General features: G+C 70.7%; 17 protein-coding genes. 9 read left to right on the forward strand and 8 right to left on the reverse strand.

What is annotated here, in order from left to right:
- Nucleotides 1–28: 28 nt before the first annotated feature.
- A complete protein-coding gene (locus JOD51_RS10950) occupies nt 29–922 on the reverse strand; it encodes an SMP-30/gluconolactonase/LRE family protein (protein WP_204608314.1) in 894 nt (297 codons plus the stop codon).
- 68 nt (nt 923–990) lie between these two features.
- Between JOD51_RS10950 and JOD51_RS10955 the strand changes: the two genes are divergently transcribed.
- Together JOD51_RS10955 and JOD51_RS10960 are read left to right on the forward strand one after the other, a co-directional pair.
- Nucleotides 991–1,428 (forward strand): MarR family winged helix-turn-helix transcriptional regulator, encoded by a 438-nt coding sequence (locus tag JOD51_RS10955; RefSeq protein ID WP_204608316.1) that lies wholly within the window; start codon nt 991–993, stop codon nt 1,426–1,428.
- A gap of 197 nt (nt 1,429–1,625) precedes the next feature.
- The gene (locus tag JOD51_RS10960; protein ID WP_204608318.1) at nt 1,626–3,059 is read left to right on the forward strand and encodes an MATE family efflux transporter; all 1,434 of its coding nucleotides are present in this window, start codon (nt 1,626–1,628) and stop codon (nt 3,057–3,059) included.
- A gap of 171 nt (nt 3,060–3,230) precedes the next feature.
- Here JOD51_RS10960 and JOD51_RS10965 read toward each other — a convergent pair whose 3' ends face one another.
- Nucleotides 3,231–3,821, reverse strand: a complete 591-nt coding sequence (locus JOD51_RS10965) for a TetR/AcrR family transcriptional regulator (RefSeq protein ID WP_204608320.1) — start codon at nt 3,819–3,821, stop codon at nt 3,231–3,233.
- Nucleotides 3,822–3,932: 111 nt separating this feature from the next.
- Here JOD51_RS10965 and JOD51_RS10970 point away from each other — a divergent pair, with 111 nt between their 5' ends.
- The 3 genes from JOD51_RS10970 (at nt 3,933) to JOD51_RS10980 (ending at nt 6,204) form a co-directional block, all read left to right on the forward strand.
- Complete coding sequence (locus JOD51_RS10970) at nt 3,933–4,361, forward strand: ester cyclase (RefSeq protein WP_204608322.1); 429 nt, start codon at nt 3,933–3,935, stop codon at nt 4,359–4,361.
- Complete coding sequence (locus JOD51_RS10975) at nt 4,358–4,831, forward strand: DUF1772 domain-containing protein (protein WP_204608324.1); 474 nt, start codon at nt 4,358–4,360, stop codon at nt 4,829–4,831. Before JOD51_RS10970 ends, JOD51_RS10975 begins: the two co-directional genes overlap by 4 nt.
- 101 nt (nt 4,832–4,932) lie before the next feature.
- A complete protein-coding gene (locus JOD51_RS10980; protein WP_204608326.1) occupies nt 4,933–6,204 on the forward strand; it encodes an FAD-binding oxidoreductase in 1,272 nt (423 codons plus the stop codon).
- A gap of 27 nt (nt 6,205–6,231) precedes the next feature.
- Here JOD51_RS10980 and JOD51_RS10985 read toward each other — a convergent pair whose 3' ends face one another.
- Nucleotides 6,232–6,468 carry a hypothetical protein gene (locus JOD51_RS10985; RefSeq protein WP_204608328.1) on the reverse strand — a complete coding sequence of 79 codons (237 nt, stop codon included), beginning with the start codon at nt 6,466–6,468 and terminating at the stop codon, nt 6,232–6,234.
- 37 nt (nt 6,469–6,505) lie between these two features.
- Here JOD51_RS10985 and JOD51_RS10990 point away from each other — a divergent pair, with 37 nt between their 5' ends.
- The gene (locus tag JOD51_RS10990) at nt 6,506–6,658 is read left to right on the forward strand and encodes a hypothetical protein (RefSeq protein WP_204608330.1); all 153 of its coding nucleotides are present in this window, start codon (nt 6,506–6,508) and stop codon (nt 6,656–6,658) included.
- Between the two features lie 77 nt (nt 6,659–6,735).
- On the opposite strand, the gene JOD51_RS10995 is transcribed toward JOD51_RS10990, so the two are convergent.
- Nucleotides 6,736–7,179: a hypothetical protein gene (locus JOD51_RS10995; protein ID WP_204608332.1), complete on the reverse strand. Its 444-nt coding sequence runs from the start codon at nt 7,177–7,179 to the stop codon at nt 6,736–6,738.
- A 290-nt stretch (nt 7,180–7,469) separates the two neighbouring features.
- Between JOD51_RS10995 and JOD51_RS11000 the strand changes: the two genes are divergently transcribed.
- On the forward strand, nt 7,470–7,994 hold the full coding sequence (locus JOD51_RS11000; protein ID WP_204608333.1) for a hypothetical protein: 525 nt from the start codon (nt 7,470–7,472) through the stop codon (nt 7,992–7,994).
- A gap of 104 nt (nt 7,995–8,098) precedes the next feature.
- Here the strand turns inward: JOD51_RS11000 and JOD51_RS11005 are convergent, their stop codons facing one another.
- A complete protein-coding gene (locus JOD51_RS11005; protein WP_204608335.1) occupies nt 8,099–9,031 on the reverse strand; it encodes an SDR family NAD(P)-dependent oxidoreductase in 933 nt (310 codons plus the stop codon).
- Nucleotides 9,031–9,828 carry an SDR family NAD(P)-dependent oxidoreductase gene (locus JOD51_RS11010; protein WP_204608337.1) on the reverse strand — a complete coding sequence of 266 codons (798 nt, stop codon included), beginning with the start codon at nt 9,826–9,828 and terminating at the stop codon, nt 9,031–9,033. The genes JOD51_RS11005 and JOD51_RS11010 overlap by 1 nt, the downstream gene beginning before the upstream one ends.
- 54 nt (nt 9,829–9,882) lie before the next feature.
- Here JOD51_RS11010 and JOD51_RS11015 point away from each other — a divergent pair, with 54 nt between their 5' ends.
- Both JOD51_RS11015 and JOD51_RS11020 read left to right on the forward strand, forming a co-directional pair.
- A complete protein-coding gene (locus JOD51_RS11015; RefSeq protein WP_204608339.1) occupies nt 9,883–10,494 on the forward strand; it encodes a TetR/AcrR family transcriptional regulator in 612 nt (203 codons plus the stop codon).
- 125 nt (nt 10,495–10,619) lie between these two features.
- On the forward strand, nt 10,620–11,111 hold the full coding sequence (locus tag JOD51_RS11020; protein ID WP_204608341.1) for a hypothetical protein: 492 nt from the start codon (nt 10,620–10,622) through the stop codon (nt 11,109–11,111).
- A gap of 67 nt (nt 11,112–11,178) precedes the next feature.
- Here JOD51_RS11020 and JOD51_RS11025 read toward each other — a convergent pair whose 3' ends face one another.
- Together JOD51_RS11025 and JOD51_RS11030 are read right to left on the reverse strand one after the other, a co-directional pair.
- Nucleotides 11,179–12,387, reverse strand: coding sequence for an MFS transporter (locus JOD51_RS11025; RefSeq protein ID WP_204608343.1), 1,209 nt, complete (start codon nt 12,385–12,387; stop codon nt 11,179–11,181).
- A gap of 96 nt (nt 12,388–12,483) precedes the next feature.
- On the reverse strand, nt 12,484–13,227 hold the full coding sequence (locus JOD51_RS11030) for a 3-keto-5-aminohexanoate cleavage protein (protein WP_204608345.1): 744 nt from the start codon (nt 13,225–13,227) through the stop codon (nt 12,484–12,486).
- Between the last annotated feature and the right edge of the window lie 75 nt (nt 13,228–13,302).

Genomic DNA, 13,302 nt, shown 5'->3' on the forward strand with positions numbered 1-13,302 from the left:
GCCGGAGGACGCCGGGGGTCGAGCCTGACTAGTGCCCGGGCACCGGAACACGCACCGCGCTGATGCGCCCGGCATGCGTCCGAGCGGTCGTCGCCGGGTCGTAGCTGTCCGCCGTCGCCAGGTACAGCGTCCGGCCGTCCTCGCCACCCAGGGCGCAGTCGATCGCACACCGGCCGGGAGCGTCGATGCGGTCCGTGACCTCGCCGCCCTCGACGACGCGGAGGAACTCCCCCGTGTCCACCGAGCACACCCAGATCGCACCCTCGGCGTCGACCGTGCTGCCGTCCGGGGTGACACCCTCGGGCAGCGCGGCCCACTCGCGGCGCCCGGTCAGGGAGCCGTCGGGCTCGATGTCGTACGCGGTGAGCTTCCCGCCCCAGGTCTCACTGACCACCAGGGTCCGGGTACCGGGCAGGACGTTGGCGCTGTTCGGGAAGACCAGCCCCTCGGCCGCCAGACGGAACGAGCCGTCCTGCTCGATGACGTAGAGCGGACCGGGGCGCAGTTCCTCGCCGGCGTAGAGGTCGTAGCCGAACGCGCCGATGTAGGTCCGGCCGGTCTCCGGGTCCACGACCAGGTCGTTGACGAGCGACGACTCGACCGAGGACAGGTCCGCGAACACGCTCGTCGTGCCGTCGGCCTCGACGGCCACGACCGTGCGCGACTCCATCGAGCTGACGATCAGACGGCCGTCGGGCAGCCAGCCGAAGCCGGACGACTGGCCGGGGACCGTGGCCTCGAGCCGCGGGACGGCGTCCGTGCCGCCGTCCGGGTCGATCGAGAACACCTGACCGGTGTGCATGTCCGAGTACCAGAGCCGGCCCTCGTGCCAGCGGTTGCCCTCGGGGAAGCGGATGCCGGTGACGACGTCGGTCGCAGAGTCCAGGGTGATGTGCACGAGGCCCAGCATGCCAGCCGTCATGGCCCGATCGCAGCATCCGTCCGGGTTCGTCGTTGACAGTTAGAACTCGAACACTTAGAGTCCTCATCATGCAGGCACCGCACTTCGACACGCCCCTCCAGCTCATGCGCTGGATCGGCTGGGCGCAGCGCAAGGCCGCCGAGGAGTGGGTGCGGGAGCGCGAGCTCTCGCACGAACAGAGCTTCGTCCTCGGCTACCTGCAGCAGAACCCCGGCGCCATCCAACGCGACATCGCCGAGGTGAGCCGGACCAGTGCGGCCAGCGTGTCGAGCCTCCTGCAGGGGCTCGAGAAACGGGGCCTCATCGAACGACGAGCGGACGCCGGCAACGCCCGGACGAAGCTCGTGTACGCCACCCCCGCCGGCATCGACCTGATCGCCGGCTTCGAGGACGCGATGCTCGCCCTCGACGACCGCCTGCTCGCCCCGCTCGGTCCGGACGAGCGCGCCACGCTCCGCGGCCTCCTGCTCACGGTGACCGCCGAGCTGCCGGAACCGACCCGGTAACCGCAGCAGAGCCTCCCGGCCGACCGCCGGAAGCGCGAGCCTGCCAGGCGCGAGCCTGCCGGGCGCCAGCCTGCCCACGCGACGGCACCGCCGACGCGCTCCCCGTGATGCCGTGACGGCCCTGCCGTCGCGCCGTCCGCCATGCCGTGCCGGCGTCCCGTCGGCGCGCGATCCGCCCTGCCCGGAAGGGAACGACCATGACGACCACGACCACCACACCCACCACCGCAGCGGAGACGAACCGCTGGTACCTCTCCGCCGCCCCGATCCTCCGTGCCCTCGTGCACCTGTGCGTGCCGATGGCCGCCGCGATGGTCGTCAGCGCCCTGTACAACGTCATCAACGCGGGCTTCATCGGCGCGCAGCACGACACGTCGCTGCTGGCCGCGATCACCTTCGGCACGCCGCTGCTCGGGCTGGTGATGGCAGTCGGCGGCGTGTTCGGCGTCGGCGGCAGCTCGCTCATGTCGCGGTTGCTCGGCGCCTCCGAGCACGACCCCGCGAAGGCCGGCGAGATCAAGCACGTCGCGTCCTTCGCCGTCTGGGGGTCGGTCGTGACGGGCATCGTGCTCGGTGCACTCGGACTGCTGCTCCTCGGGCCGCTCGTCGGCCTGCTCGGGGCCGACGCCGCCGCGGTCCCCGCCACCAGCGCCTACGTGAGCGTGATGCTCGTCTTCGTCCCGATCCTGGCCGCGGCGTTCTGCCTGGAGCAGATGGTCCGCGCCGAGGGAGCCGCCCGCCAGGCGATGATCGGGCTGCTCCTGTCGACCGTCGGCAACCTGGTGTTCGACGTGCTGTTCATCCTGGTGCTGCACTGGGGCGTCGCCGGAGCAGCACTCGCGGTCGGGCTGGCGAACCTCGTCAGCATCGTCTACTGGGTGCGCTGGCTCGGGACGCACAGCGAGAACGTCAGCCTGTCGCTCCGCTGGTTCACGCTCCGCCGCTCGATCCTCGGGCCGGTGTTCGGCATCGGCGTCAGCGAGCTGCTGCAGGCCGGGTTCCTCATCGTCACGACCCTGGTGCTCAACAACCTGGCCGCCCAGTACGGAGACGACCCCCTGGCCGCGATGGGCGTCGCGGTCCGCATCGCCCAGGTGCCGGAGTTCCTGGTGATGGGCGTCACGATCGGGGTCCTGCCGCTGCTGGCCTACGCGTACGGCAAGGGCGACCGGGAGCGCCTCCGCTCGGCACTGCGGGCATCGGCGCTGACGGTCGGGGCGATCGTGCTGCTGTTCTCCGGCACGGTGTTCGTCTTCCGCCAGCAGGTGTTCACCGTCTTCTCCTCGGACCACTCGGTGCTGGCGATCGGCCTGACGATCCTGGTCGCGCAGCTCGTCGCGACCGTGGTGAACGGGTTCACGGGGCTGTTCACGTCGCTGTTCCAGGCGGCGGGGCTCGCGACCCCGGCGATCGCGATGTCCCTGGCGCAGGGCGTGCTGTTCATCCCGATCGTCCTGCTCGGGAACCTGTGGTTCGGGCTCGCGGGGATCATCTGGGCGCTCACCGTCACCGAGGTGCTCGTGTTCGTCGCCGGGGTCGTCATCTGGCTCGCCGCCCGAGGGCGCATCGACCGCGGGATGGACGCCGGCAGCGCGGAGCGGGCGGAGGCGGTGCTCGCCGAGGCGGGGTGAGTGCGGATGCTCGGGCGGTCGGCTGCGGTCTGCCGCAGCCGACTGCGGTCAGCCGGGAGGCCCGTCCCGGCCGAGCCGGTCGGGCTGCGGTCCGGATCGCGGCCGGGTCCGGGGCGGTCCGGACCGGTCCGGTCCGGTCCGGTGTGGCGCGGAACTGCGCGGCGCGGTCTCTCAGTCGGGAGCGCCGGGCAGGATCCGGTCCACGAGCAGGGTGATCCGGGCCTCCTGGTGGTCCGGCCGAAGCCGGGATCCCCGCTGGAGCACGACCAGCCCGTGCAGCCCGGCCCAGAGGGTCTCGGTGAGGAGCTCGACGTCCGCATCGCCGACCCGGGGCTCGACCGCCGACCGCAGCTCGGCGAAGGCGGAGGCCAGCGCCGGGCTCGACCCCGGCCCGAAGCGCAGACGCGACGGCCGGCCGAACATGGCGTCGTACACGGCCGGCTGCTCCTCGGCGAAGGCCGCGTACCGGTGTGCCACTGCAGCGACGACGGCACCCGGCTCCGCGTCCACCTCTGCCTCCGTCCGGGCCTGCCGGAGCGCATCGGCGAGTTCGGCGAACCCGTCCACGGCGACGGCGTCGGCGATCTCGTCGAGGGAGGCGAAGTGCTTGTAGATGACCGGCTGGCTGTACTCGATCTCGGCGGAGAGCCTGCGGGTCGTGACGGCGTCCCATCCCTCTCGCTCGGCGACGGCACGGGCGGTCGCCGTGATCAGGCGGCGCCGGGCATCACGCTCGCGAGCGCGCCGTTCCTCGATGGTCATGCCTGATGGTAGCGCCGCTCGCTTCGGGAGCGAGAGTCTTGACGAGAGCCAGTACCACGGTTAGCGTTGCTAGCAGTTAGCGTCGCTAACGCCGACGGAGGAGCAGGACCGATGGGCCCACGAGCACTCGCCGACACGTACCTCGAGATGCTGAACACGCACGACGCGGACCTCGTCGACGCGTTCATCGCCGAGGACTACGCGAACCACAACGTCGTCGTGCCGGACGGCCGAGCGGCCAACCGGACGTTCTGGGCCGGGTTCTTCACGGGCCTCCCGGACGTCGTCGTCACCATGGAGGACCTCGTCGTCGCCGGTGACCGCGTCGTCGGCCGGTTCGTCTACCGCGGCACGCACACCGGCGAACTCATGGGCATCCCCGCCACGGGCGCCGCGGTGGAGATGCGCAGCATCGACATCTGGCGGGTCGAGGACGGGCGCTTCGCCGAACACTGGGATGAGTTGAACCTCATGGAGGTGTTCCAGCAGGTCGGGGTCCTCCCCCAGCTCGGTGGCAGCACCACGGACTCCCCGTCGTGATCGTCCTCGCGCAGGTCGCCGCACTGCTCGCCGTCCTCGGCGTCGGACTCGTCTGGGGCACGGATGCGTTCTGCGCGCTCGTGCAGCGCCCGGCCCTGGCCCGCGTCGACGACACCGCGCTCACCGCGGTGATGGGCAACGTCCACCGCTACGGGGGCCGGCGGATGCCCGTCCCCGGGGTGCTCGGGCTCGTCGGGTCGCTCGCGGCCGCCGTACTGGCCGCCGTGACCGGGCACACCGCCGCGGCGAGCGCCGCCGGTGCCGCGTTCGTGCTGCTCGTCGTCTGGCTCGTGCTCTACGTCCGGGTCAGCGCGCCGATCAACCGCACGCTGACCGCGGCTGCCGACCGCGGCGAGACGCCCGCGGACGCTCGGGTGCTGCAGGCCGGGTGGGACCGGGTCATCGTCCTCCGTGCCGCACTGCAGGGTCTGGCGTTGCTCGCGCTCGGCGTCGCCCTCGTCCTGCTCTGACCTGTCCCCAACGAGGCCTGCCCCCCAACGAGGCCTGTCCCCCACCGAGGCCTGCCCACCACCGAGGCTCGCTCCACCGTCACCACTGCCAGGAGACCGACATGCTCGTCACCGAGGACACCGCCGCCTACCGTGCGGCGACCAGCCCGCACACCTCGTCCGTCGAGCAGCGCCCCGCGCGGGTCGCGGTCATCACCCGTCCGGAGGACCTCCCCACGGCCGTCGCCGAGGTCGCCGCCCTCGAACGCGAGACCGACCGCCGGCTCGTGATCACGACCCAGGCGTCGGGTCACGGTGCGGGAGCGACCGTGGACGCCGGGTCGGTCGTGTTCGACACCTCCGGACTCGACGCGGTGTCGATCGATCGGGAGGCGCGGGTCGCGGTCGTCGGCGCCGGCGCCACCTGGTCGGCGGTGAACACTGCCGCCGAGCACCACGGACTGCTCGGGTTGGCCGGGTCCTCCCCCTCCGTCGCGGTGTCCGGCTACACGTTCGGCGGCGGGGTCGGCTGGCTCGTCCGGCGGGACGGGCTCGCGAGCGGGTCCCTCCGCGCCGTGCACTACGTCGACGGCGACGGCCGCATGCGCACGGCCCGCGACGATGCGGCGGAGACCGTCGACCGCGAGGCGATCTGGGCCTTCCGGGGAGCCGGCGGTGTCGGCATCGCCCACACGCTGGAGTTCGACCTCGTACCGGCGCCCGACCTGCACGCCGGAGCACTGCTCTGGCCGGCCGACCCGCTGCCCGGCCTCGTCGCCGCATGGGCCCAGGCGCTGCCGTCGCTCGGCACCTCGGCGTCGTCGAGCCTGTCCGTGCTGCACCTGCCGCCACTGCCGACGTTCCCCGAGGAGCTCCGGGGCCGACCGGCCGTGCACCTCGCGGTCGCCGATCCCGACGGCAGCGACGGAGCCCGTGCCCTGCTCGACGCGATGCGCGCCGTCGCCACCCCGGCGATCGGACACGCACGGTGGCTCGACGCCTCCACACCGGAGATCGCCGCACGCCTGCTGGCCGAGGCGCTCGCCCCCGACGCCGCCGTGGTCCTGGTCGAGTTGCGCCACCTCGCCGGCGCGCCGACCTCCGGCGCTCGGGCCTCCGGCCGGGACGGTGCCGTCGTCACGCCGCCCGGGGACTTCATCCACCACGCGGTCGGGTCCCTGGACCGCGCATCCCGCGAGCGGATCGACGGGGCCTTCGCGCGCCTCCAGTCGGTGTGGGCGAGCGCGGACGCCGGATCGACACCGGGGTCGTGGGTGGAGGGTGCCGCGCACGTGGCGGACGCGCTCGCGCCGGAGGTCCGGCAGCGGGCGGCGGCAGTAGCCGACGCGGTCGATCCGGGCCACCGGTTCGCGCGGTCGCGGCTGCTCGGCTGAGCGCGAGCGCGATCGGGCCCGGGGGCCTCAGGTGGTCGCGATCGGGCCGAGGGCCTTCTCGATCGTCGCGATCGTCCGGCGCATCGCGTACTCGTCCTGGTGCTGCTGCGCGTCGGACATCCAGAGGTGCACCGTCGCCGGGCCGGCCTCCCTCGGGGTGAGGGAGATGGCGATGCCGTACAGCTTCGTACTGCCGAGCGGCGACGGTTCGTCGAACACGTCGAAGCCGACGATCTCCTGCCGCGTGGCGATCGGTAGGCTCACGATCACCACACATCGGGCAAGGGGACGGGAGTCGACCATGCAGCGAGTCCTGCGCGTGATCGGACGCATCGTGATCGTGACGCTGCAGACGCTCGGCGGGGTGCTCGGCGCCGTCGGATCCGGTGGAGCAGTGCCGCCCCAGCAGCCGGGTCAGCCCCCGACGAAGCGGCGTGCCGACTACCGGCCCTGATCTCGTGGACGGCCGGCGACGGTTCAGCACTCCTGATCCGGTCGCCGTCCGTTTCCGCCCCTCCTGTCGCCCGAGCGTCAGCGGATCAGGCCACGCCGCCGCCAGCCGCTCCCCTCGAGCACGGACCGGAGCGGGGACTTGAGCTCCTCCTGCCGGAACCGGTGCGGTGGCGTCGCGCTGCCGGTCCGACGCTTCCGTTCCGCCCGACGGACCAGCGCAACGATGATGGTCAGCAGGTTCACGTTGTAGTTCCGGCTGTAGCCGCGGTAGGCACGGAACGCTCCGTTGTTGTACCCCGCGTCGCGCTCCGAGCAGCGGAACGTCCCCCGCGACGGGTCGAGTGTGACGACGTACCGGAAGTTCGCGGACGCTCCACCGTCACCGAGCACCTCGGCGAGCGCCGGGTTGTCGAAGGCCCAACGGCCGATGATCGTCGTGCCGTCGATCTCGAAGACGTACGGGGCTCCCGGGACGTTGAGCGCGGCGACTCGCGGCAACAGCTCGTGGACTGGTACGGACATGGCTCCCCCTCGCGGGCCACCGATGACTGGCGGCCCGGGACAAGAGTGGCGGGACCCGGCCCAGCGCGCAACGACCCGACTGCGGAGCAGCAGGTCAGGCCGGGCACGGAGCACGCCCCACCGAACGCGTCCGGAGCCGCGCCGCCTGTTCTGTCCGCTCCGGACGGTGCGTGTTGCTCGCTGCGCAAGGAGTCCGAACGGACCGCCGCTCTGCTGAACGGTCGATGGCGCCGCTGTGACGGATCGGGGTGCTGCGCCGATGTCCGCGGTCGCCGCCCTACGATCGGGCCATGAGCTTCGGAGTCCTGATCCCGGGCATCTTCAGGCTGGCGTGGATCGGCTTCGCCAGTGACGGGGTGGAACCCGGCTGGGTCGTCGCCTGCGGAGCCGTGGCGATCGCGATGCTCGTCGCCGCTGGTCTCCGCCTGCGGCGGTTCCCGACGCCGCCGGCTGGCGATCTGCTCGGTCGTGGGTACTGGGGCGCGGTCGCGTTCGAGGCCGTCGCGGCTGTGGCAGGGTTCGTGGTGATCGGACTCGCCGGCCTGCCGCGCTCATCGTCGCGAGGCTGGATCGAGATCGTGGTGGGGCTGCACTTCTTCCTCCTGAGCCGCGCCTGGATGCGACGGTGGTGGACGCGACTGAGTGCCCTCGGGGCGCTCCTCGTCCTGTCGGGCCTGGTCGTGATCAGTGCGGCTGTCGGGGGCGCTCCGACAACCGTCGTGTCGGTGTTCGGTGGCCTGGTCCCCGGTCTGCTCCTCTCCGGATGGTGTCTGCTGCACACCTTCCGGTCCGCGTCCCGCTCGAGTCGGCCCTAGGACGGACGCGTTCCGACAGCCGGTCCCGTCGGACCGACGACTTCCTGCAACGACACCTCCTGCACAACGAGCAAGAACCGTCACGATGGTCGATGACTCTGCGGCTACCGTGACCGTGCCAGCAGCCGTTCCGACACCTCCCAGAGCCGATCTGCCGCGGCCCGATCCAGCGCGTGCGGGAGGACCCCGTGGACTCCTCCCTGGATCGCCGCCACGACCTTCGCCGGGTGGCAGTCCTCGTAGTAACCGGGAGTCCCGACCCCCAGCTCAGCCCGCGTTGCGACGTAGACGCTCGTCGCCGCACCTTGCTCGACGGTCTTGGTGGGGTACCGCCGCTGCATGTCGGCGAGCACGGCTGGGTCCCAGTGGCGTTGCAGGTTGGTCCAGATCCCGCCGGGCATGACCGCGGATCCGGCGATCCCGTCGTCCTCCCACCGTCGGGTCGCCTCCAGGGCGAAGAGCACGTTGGCCGTCTTCGACTGCCCGTAGGCGAGCCCCGGGTCGTAGGGGTCGCTGTCGAAGAACAGGTCGTCGAAGCCGATCCCCGAGGATGCGTGCCCACTGGAACTCAGCGACACGATCCTCGCGCCGCCCGCCGAGCGCATCGCTGCGTGCATCCCTTGCGCGAGCGCGAAGTGGCCGAGGTGGTTGACGGCGAAGTGCATCTCCCAACCATCCGGAGTGCGTTGCTCGGGGAGATCCATGACACCGGCGTTGTTCACCAGCAGGTGGAGTGGCCCCGACCACGAGTCGGTGAAGGACCGGATGGATCCGACGTCGGCCAGGTCGACGAACACCGCGTGGACAGCTTCGTTCCCGGTGCTCGCTCGGATGTCCGTCGCGACACGGTTCCCCGTCGTGACGTCGCGGACGGCGAGGGTGACTGCTGCGCCGGCAGCAGCCAGCGCCCGAGCCGTTTCGACACCGATACCCGATCCCGCACCGGTGACGACTGCTGTGCTGTTGCGGAGGTCGATTCCGTCGACGACCTCGAGGGCGGTCGACTCGGCACCGAACGGTTCTCGCAGATCCGACATCAGGCGAGCCGCGTGTTGGCGATTCCGCCGTCGACGTCGATGGTCGAGCCGTGGAGGAACGAGGCCTCGTCCGAGACAGCGAACCGGACGGCGTAGGCGACATCGACGGGCCGTACCGGGCGGCCGGCGACGGTCACGGCAGTCATCGCCGCCAGGACGTCCTCACTCTCAGCGTTGCCGGGAGTGCTCGTGGCTCCGGGCGCCACCGTGTTCACGGGGACCCCTCGCGGCCCGTACTCCGCGGCCCAGGTGCGCGTCATCTGCTCCAGCGCCGCCTTCGACGCTGTGTACATGGCGCCGAAGGGCAGGCCGACGCGGGCCATCCACGATCCGATGTTGACGATCGATCCGCGGCCGCGCTCCGCCATGGCCGGCGCGAGGGCCGCCACGAGCACGTGCGGGGCGCGGATGTTGATGCTGAGGACCGCGTCGAGGTCGTCCTCGGCGAGATCGGCGGTCGCGGTCGCCGGGTAGATCCCGGCGTTGTTCACCAGGATGTCGATCTGGCCGCCGGCGAGGGCCGCGGCTTCTCCCGCGAACCGGCGGACGTCGGAGGCCGATGTCCCGAGATCAGCGACGAGCGGTGAGGCCTTGCCGCCCGCCCGTTCGATCGTCGCGACGACAGCCTGCGTGCGCTCGGCATCGCGACCGTTGACGATCACGTGGGCACCGGACGCGGCGAGTACCCGGGCGATCGCCTCCCCGATACCGCTGCTCGAGCCGGTGACGAGGGCGGTCTGACCGGAGAGCCGGTCATCGGATCGGAGAGAGACGAGTTCGTCTTCATTGGACTGCATGGTCCAGTCTTACCACGGACTGGACTCATTGGTCCAGCGAGGTACGCTGAACCCATGCACGGGGCGAACATGACGGAACGCGGTCGAGCCACTCGCCAGCGCATCATCGAGGCGACCGGTCGGCAGATCCTCGCTTCCGGCATCGGCGGCACCACTCTCGACACCGTCCGTGCGGCGACGCTCACGAGCAAGAGCCAGCTCTTCCACTACTTCCCCGGCGGCAAAGCTGAACTCGTCCGTGAAGTCGCCGTCTGGGAGGGTGGCGAACTTCTCGCAGCGCAGAAGCCGCACATCGACGACCTCTCGAGCTGGGAGTCGTGGCACGCCTGGCGCGATGCCCTGGTCGACTACTACATCGGTCTCGGCCGGTGGGCCTGCCCGATCGGTTCGATGGCGACGCAGGCAGCCATGACGGATCCCGAACTGGCTCAGATCATCACGGACAGCATGACGAACTGGCGGCTGTCGCTCGCCTCGGGGGTCGCCAAGATGCAGAGCGCCGGCGAGGTCGACTCCGCTGCCGACCCGCAACGGATCGCCGTCGCCATCCTCGCCGCCCTGCAAGGGGGGCTCATCTTGAGCCAGCCGGAGAAGGCATCCTGGCCGCTCGAAGCCGCCATCGACGCCGCGCTCGACGTCCTGCACAAGGTCGCCCACACGAGCTGACCGCGTCACCACTCCGACAGCACAGCTCCTGCGTCAGGTTCCACCCGTCTCACCACCCGTTTCACCACCCACCGCACCACCCTGGGATGGTGGAGCGAGGCGCAGCCAGAGACAAACATCGAAGTATGGAAAGAACACAGATCGTCGAGATCGTCGTCGTCATCGCCCTCATGGCTTTCTCCGTCTACAAGCAGACCCAGCGGAGCGAGGTGAAGAGGGGAATGGGCGTGTTCCTGATCGCAATCGTCTACGCAGCCATCGGAGCCGTGACGGGCGGTCTTGCAGTGCCGACCGGAGCCGCCGCGTGGCTGCTCCTCGGGTCCGGAGCCGTGCTCAGCTTGATCGTGGGCTTGGCGCGTGGATACCTCACCCGTGTCTGGATCGACGCGGACGGGCATCGGATGAGCCAGGGCACCGTCGTGACTGTCGGGTTGTTCATCGCATTGGTCGCATCGAAGGTGGGCCTCACCGTCTTCGCGGGTTATCACGGCTACCAGAGCGCGTCCGGCTTCGGCCAGGTGCTCGTCGTCGTCGCTGTGATGATCGCCGTGCAGGAGTACATCGTGCGCCGGCGCGCATTCACGCTCCAGCCGGCGTCCGCGCCTGCCCCGGTCTGACCCGCCGAGGGAGCACGACTCCATCCTTCGGAGACGTCCTCCGCGTGGACGATGCGCGCGGTGTGCGCTACCGGGCGAGCTCGTCCTCCACGAGCCCCGGCCGGGCGAGGGTGATCGCCGGGACGACGGCGAGCAGGGCGATCGCGATCAGGAACAGCAGTGGCAGGGTCCACGTACCCGAGACGTCGTGGAGGAGCCCGACGAGCAGCGGACCGAGGGCACCGAGCGCGTACGCGATGCCCTGGGCGAAGCCACTGAGTGCGACAGTGCCGGCCGCGGTGCCGGTGCGGGCGTTGATGAGGACGAGGCAGACCGGGAAGAGGATCGATCCCAGGCCGACGAGCAGGACCCAGAGCAGCGTCAGCGGTGTGGGCACGACGAGCAGGCCGAGGTAACCGAGCACGAAGCTGACGACGCCGACCGCGATCAGCCAGCCGACGTTGCGGAACCGTGCGACGAGGAGCGCGCCGGGCACGCTGACGAGGCCGGTGACAGCGAGCAGGACCCCACCCTCGGTGGGCGTCGTGCCAGCGAGGTCACCGAGCATGTCAGGCAGCCACGCGAAGCTGGCGTAGGTCAAGATCGTGCTGGTCGAGAACGCGAGGGTGATCGACAGGGCCACGCGGGACCGCCACAAGCCGATGACGACCGATGGGGACGCGACGGCAACGGTGACCGGGTCCGCCGCCCGCTGGCGTCGTTCTCGCACGATGACGACGACCCACGGGACGAGCGCGCCGACCGAGGTCAGGGACCAGATGCCGAGGGAGAACCGCCAGCCGGCCTGCTCCGCCAGGGGCGCTGCGAGGGCAGCGGGCACGGCCGTGCTCACGCCGACGACGCAGGCGTACACCGCGGTCAGCAGCGCAACCCGGTCCGGGAAGTACCGACGGACGATCGACGGCAGGAGTACGTTCCCGATCCCCGTGCCGGCGAACGCGATGATGCTGCCGATGATCAGGACCGCGATCCCCGGAGCGAACGCTCGAAGGAGGTGACCAGCGGTCATGAGCAGCGATGCAACGACGATGCCGCGATCGAGACCGAGTCCTCGGGCGATCCGCGGCGCGATGAACCCGGAGGCCGCGAACAGGAGGGGCGGCAGGGTCCCGAGCCAGCCGACATCGAGGTCGGAGAGCGGGATGTCCGTCCGGATGTCGCCGAGGATCGGCGACACCGCGGCGACTGCCTGACGCAGCGAGAAGGCAACGAGCACGATCCCCAGCAGCGCGGCCGTCCGTCCCGCCCACAGCGGGAGACGACGAGGATCGGGCATCCTGCGATTCTATGAGCGGCAGCGGCAGCGGCCGCGGACAGCCGCCCGCTCAGCGTGATCGATGGCCGAAGTCAGCCCCCCAGAGACTCTCGAACCTCACCGGCTCAGTTCGCTCCGCTCCCGCTCCGATCCGTGGACGATCGCGGACGCGGCGGCGACGAGCTGCGCGTTGGACACCGCCGGTGAACCATCCTCGAGCACGAGGGTGTCCTCGAGCCCGGTCCTGATGCTGTGCCCGCTGCTGACCGCACGTCGCATGATCGTCCAGGACGCTGCTCCGACACCGTGATGCAGCTCGGGCAGGCGCACTCCTGCCGGTCGGAGTTCGGATTCCATCTCTTCTGCGAGGGCCACCGCGTCTTCCGGGACGGGTTCCAGCGGTTCGACCACCAGCCGGGCGAAGCGCGACCAGGACCCGCGGCGCAGGAACGTGCGGACATCGTCGACGCTCAGGACACACGCTTCGATCCCGACGCCTCGTGCTGAGAGGAGCGCGCTCACGTCGTCGATGCCCTCCTCCCCCTGATTCGCAGCGATGAGATCTGGCAGCACCGTCCATCCGTCGACGAGGCGAAGACGATGAACGGGGTCGGAAACGATGGAAGCGAAGGTCGTCACGTTGATCGGGACGCCCGGACACGCCGCGCGGACCGCCGTGAGCATCCGGCCCACCGGCACAGCTTCGAGAGTCTCCTCACCATGCTCGTCGAACGCGTGCAGGTGCAGGAGGGTCGCCCCGGCCTCGACACAGGCCGCGGCGTCTGCTGCGATCTCCTCGCCGGTCTTCGGCATCGCAGGATGGTCGACATCACCATTGGCGGCTGCTTGCAGATCAGTCATGACAGTGACGTTACGACACTCGTTCATCACCGCCCGGCTGGTTCAACTCACCCCGACCCGTCTCCGGTACCGGCG

It is taken from the genome of Curtobacterium herbarum (assembly GCF_016907335.1).
GTDB lineage: Bacteria > Actinomycetota > Actinomycetes > Actinomycetales > Microbacteriaceae > Curtobacterium > Curtobacterium herbarum.

Bases quoted from the DNA above. Each gene is read 5' to 3' on its own strand.
- JOD51_RS10950 (WP_204608314.1), bottom strand. From the start codon at position 922: ATGACGGCTGGCATGCTGGGCCTCGTGCACATCACCCTGGACTCTGCG.
- JOD51_RS10955 (WP_204608316.1), top strand. From the start codon at position 991: ATGCAGGCACCGCACTTCGACACGCCCCTCCAGCTCATGCGCTGGATC.
- JOD51_RS10960 (WP_204608318.1), top strand. From the start codon at position 1,626: ATGACGACCACGACCACCACACCCACCACCGCAGCGGAGACGAACCGC.
- JOD51_RS10965 (WP_204608320.1), bottom strand. From the start codon at position 3,821: ATGACCATCGAGGAACGGCGCGCTCGCGAGCGTGATGCCCGGCGCCGC.
- JOD51_RS10970 (WP_204608322.1), top strand. From the start codon at position 3,933: ATGGGCCCACGAGCACTCGCCGACACGTACCTCGAGATGCTGAACACG.
- JOD51_RS10980 (WP_204608326.1), top strand. From the start codon at position 4,933: ATGCTCGTCACCGAGGACACCGCCGCCTACCGTGCGGCGACCAGCCCG.
- JOD51_RS10990 (WP_204608330.1), top strand. From the start codon at position 6,506: ATGCAGCGAGTCCTGCGCGTGATCGGACGCATCGTGATCGTGACGCTG.
- JOD51_RS10995 (WP_204608332.1), bottom strand. From the start codon at position 7,179: ATGTCCGTACCAGTCCACGAGCTGTTGCCGCGAGTCGCCGCGCTCAAC.
- JOD51_RS11000 (WP_204608333.1), top strand. From the start codon at position 7,470: ATGAGCTTCGGAGTCCTGATCCCGGGCATCTTCAGGCTGGCGTGGATC.
- JOD51_RS11005 (WP_204608335.1), bottom strand. From the start codon at position 9,031: ATGTCGGATCTGCGAGAACCGTTCGGTGCCGAGTCGACCGCCCTCGAG.
- JOD51_RS11010 (WP_204608337.1), bottom strand. From the start codon at position 9,828: ATGCAGTCCAATGAAGACGAACTCGTCTCTCTCCGATCCGATGACCGG.
- JOD51_RS11015 (WP_204608339.1), top strand. From the start codon at position 9,883: ATGCACGGGGCGAACATGACGGAACGCGGTCGAGCCACTCGCCAGCGC.
- JOD51_RS11020 (WP_204608341.1), top strand. From the start codon at position 10,620: ATGGAAAGAACACAGATCGTCGAGATCGTCGTCGTCATCGCCCTCATG.
- JOD51_RS11025 (WP_204608343.1), bottom strand. From the start codon at position 12,387: ATGCCCGATCCTCGTCGTCTCCCGCTGTGGGCGGGACGGACGGCCGCG.
- JOD51_RS11030 (WP_204608345.1), bottom strand. From the start codon at position 13,227: ATGACTGATCTGCAAGCAGCCGCCAATGGTGATGTCGACCATCCTGCG.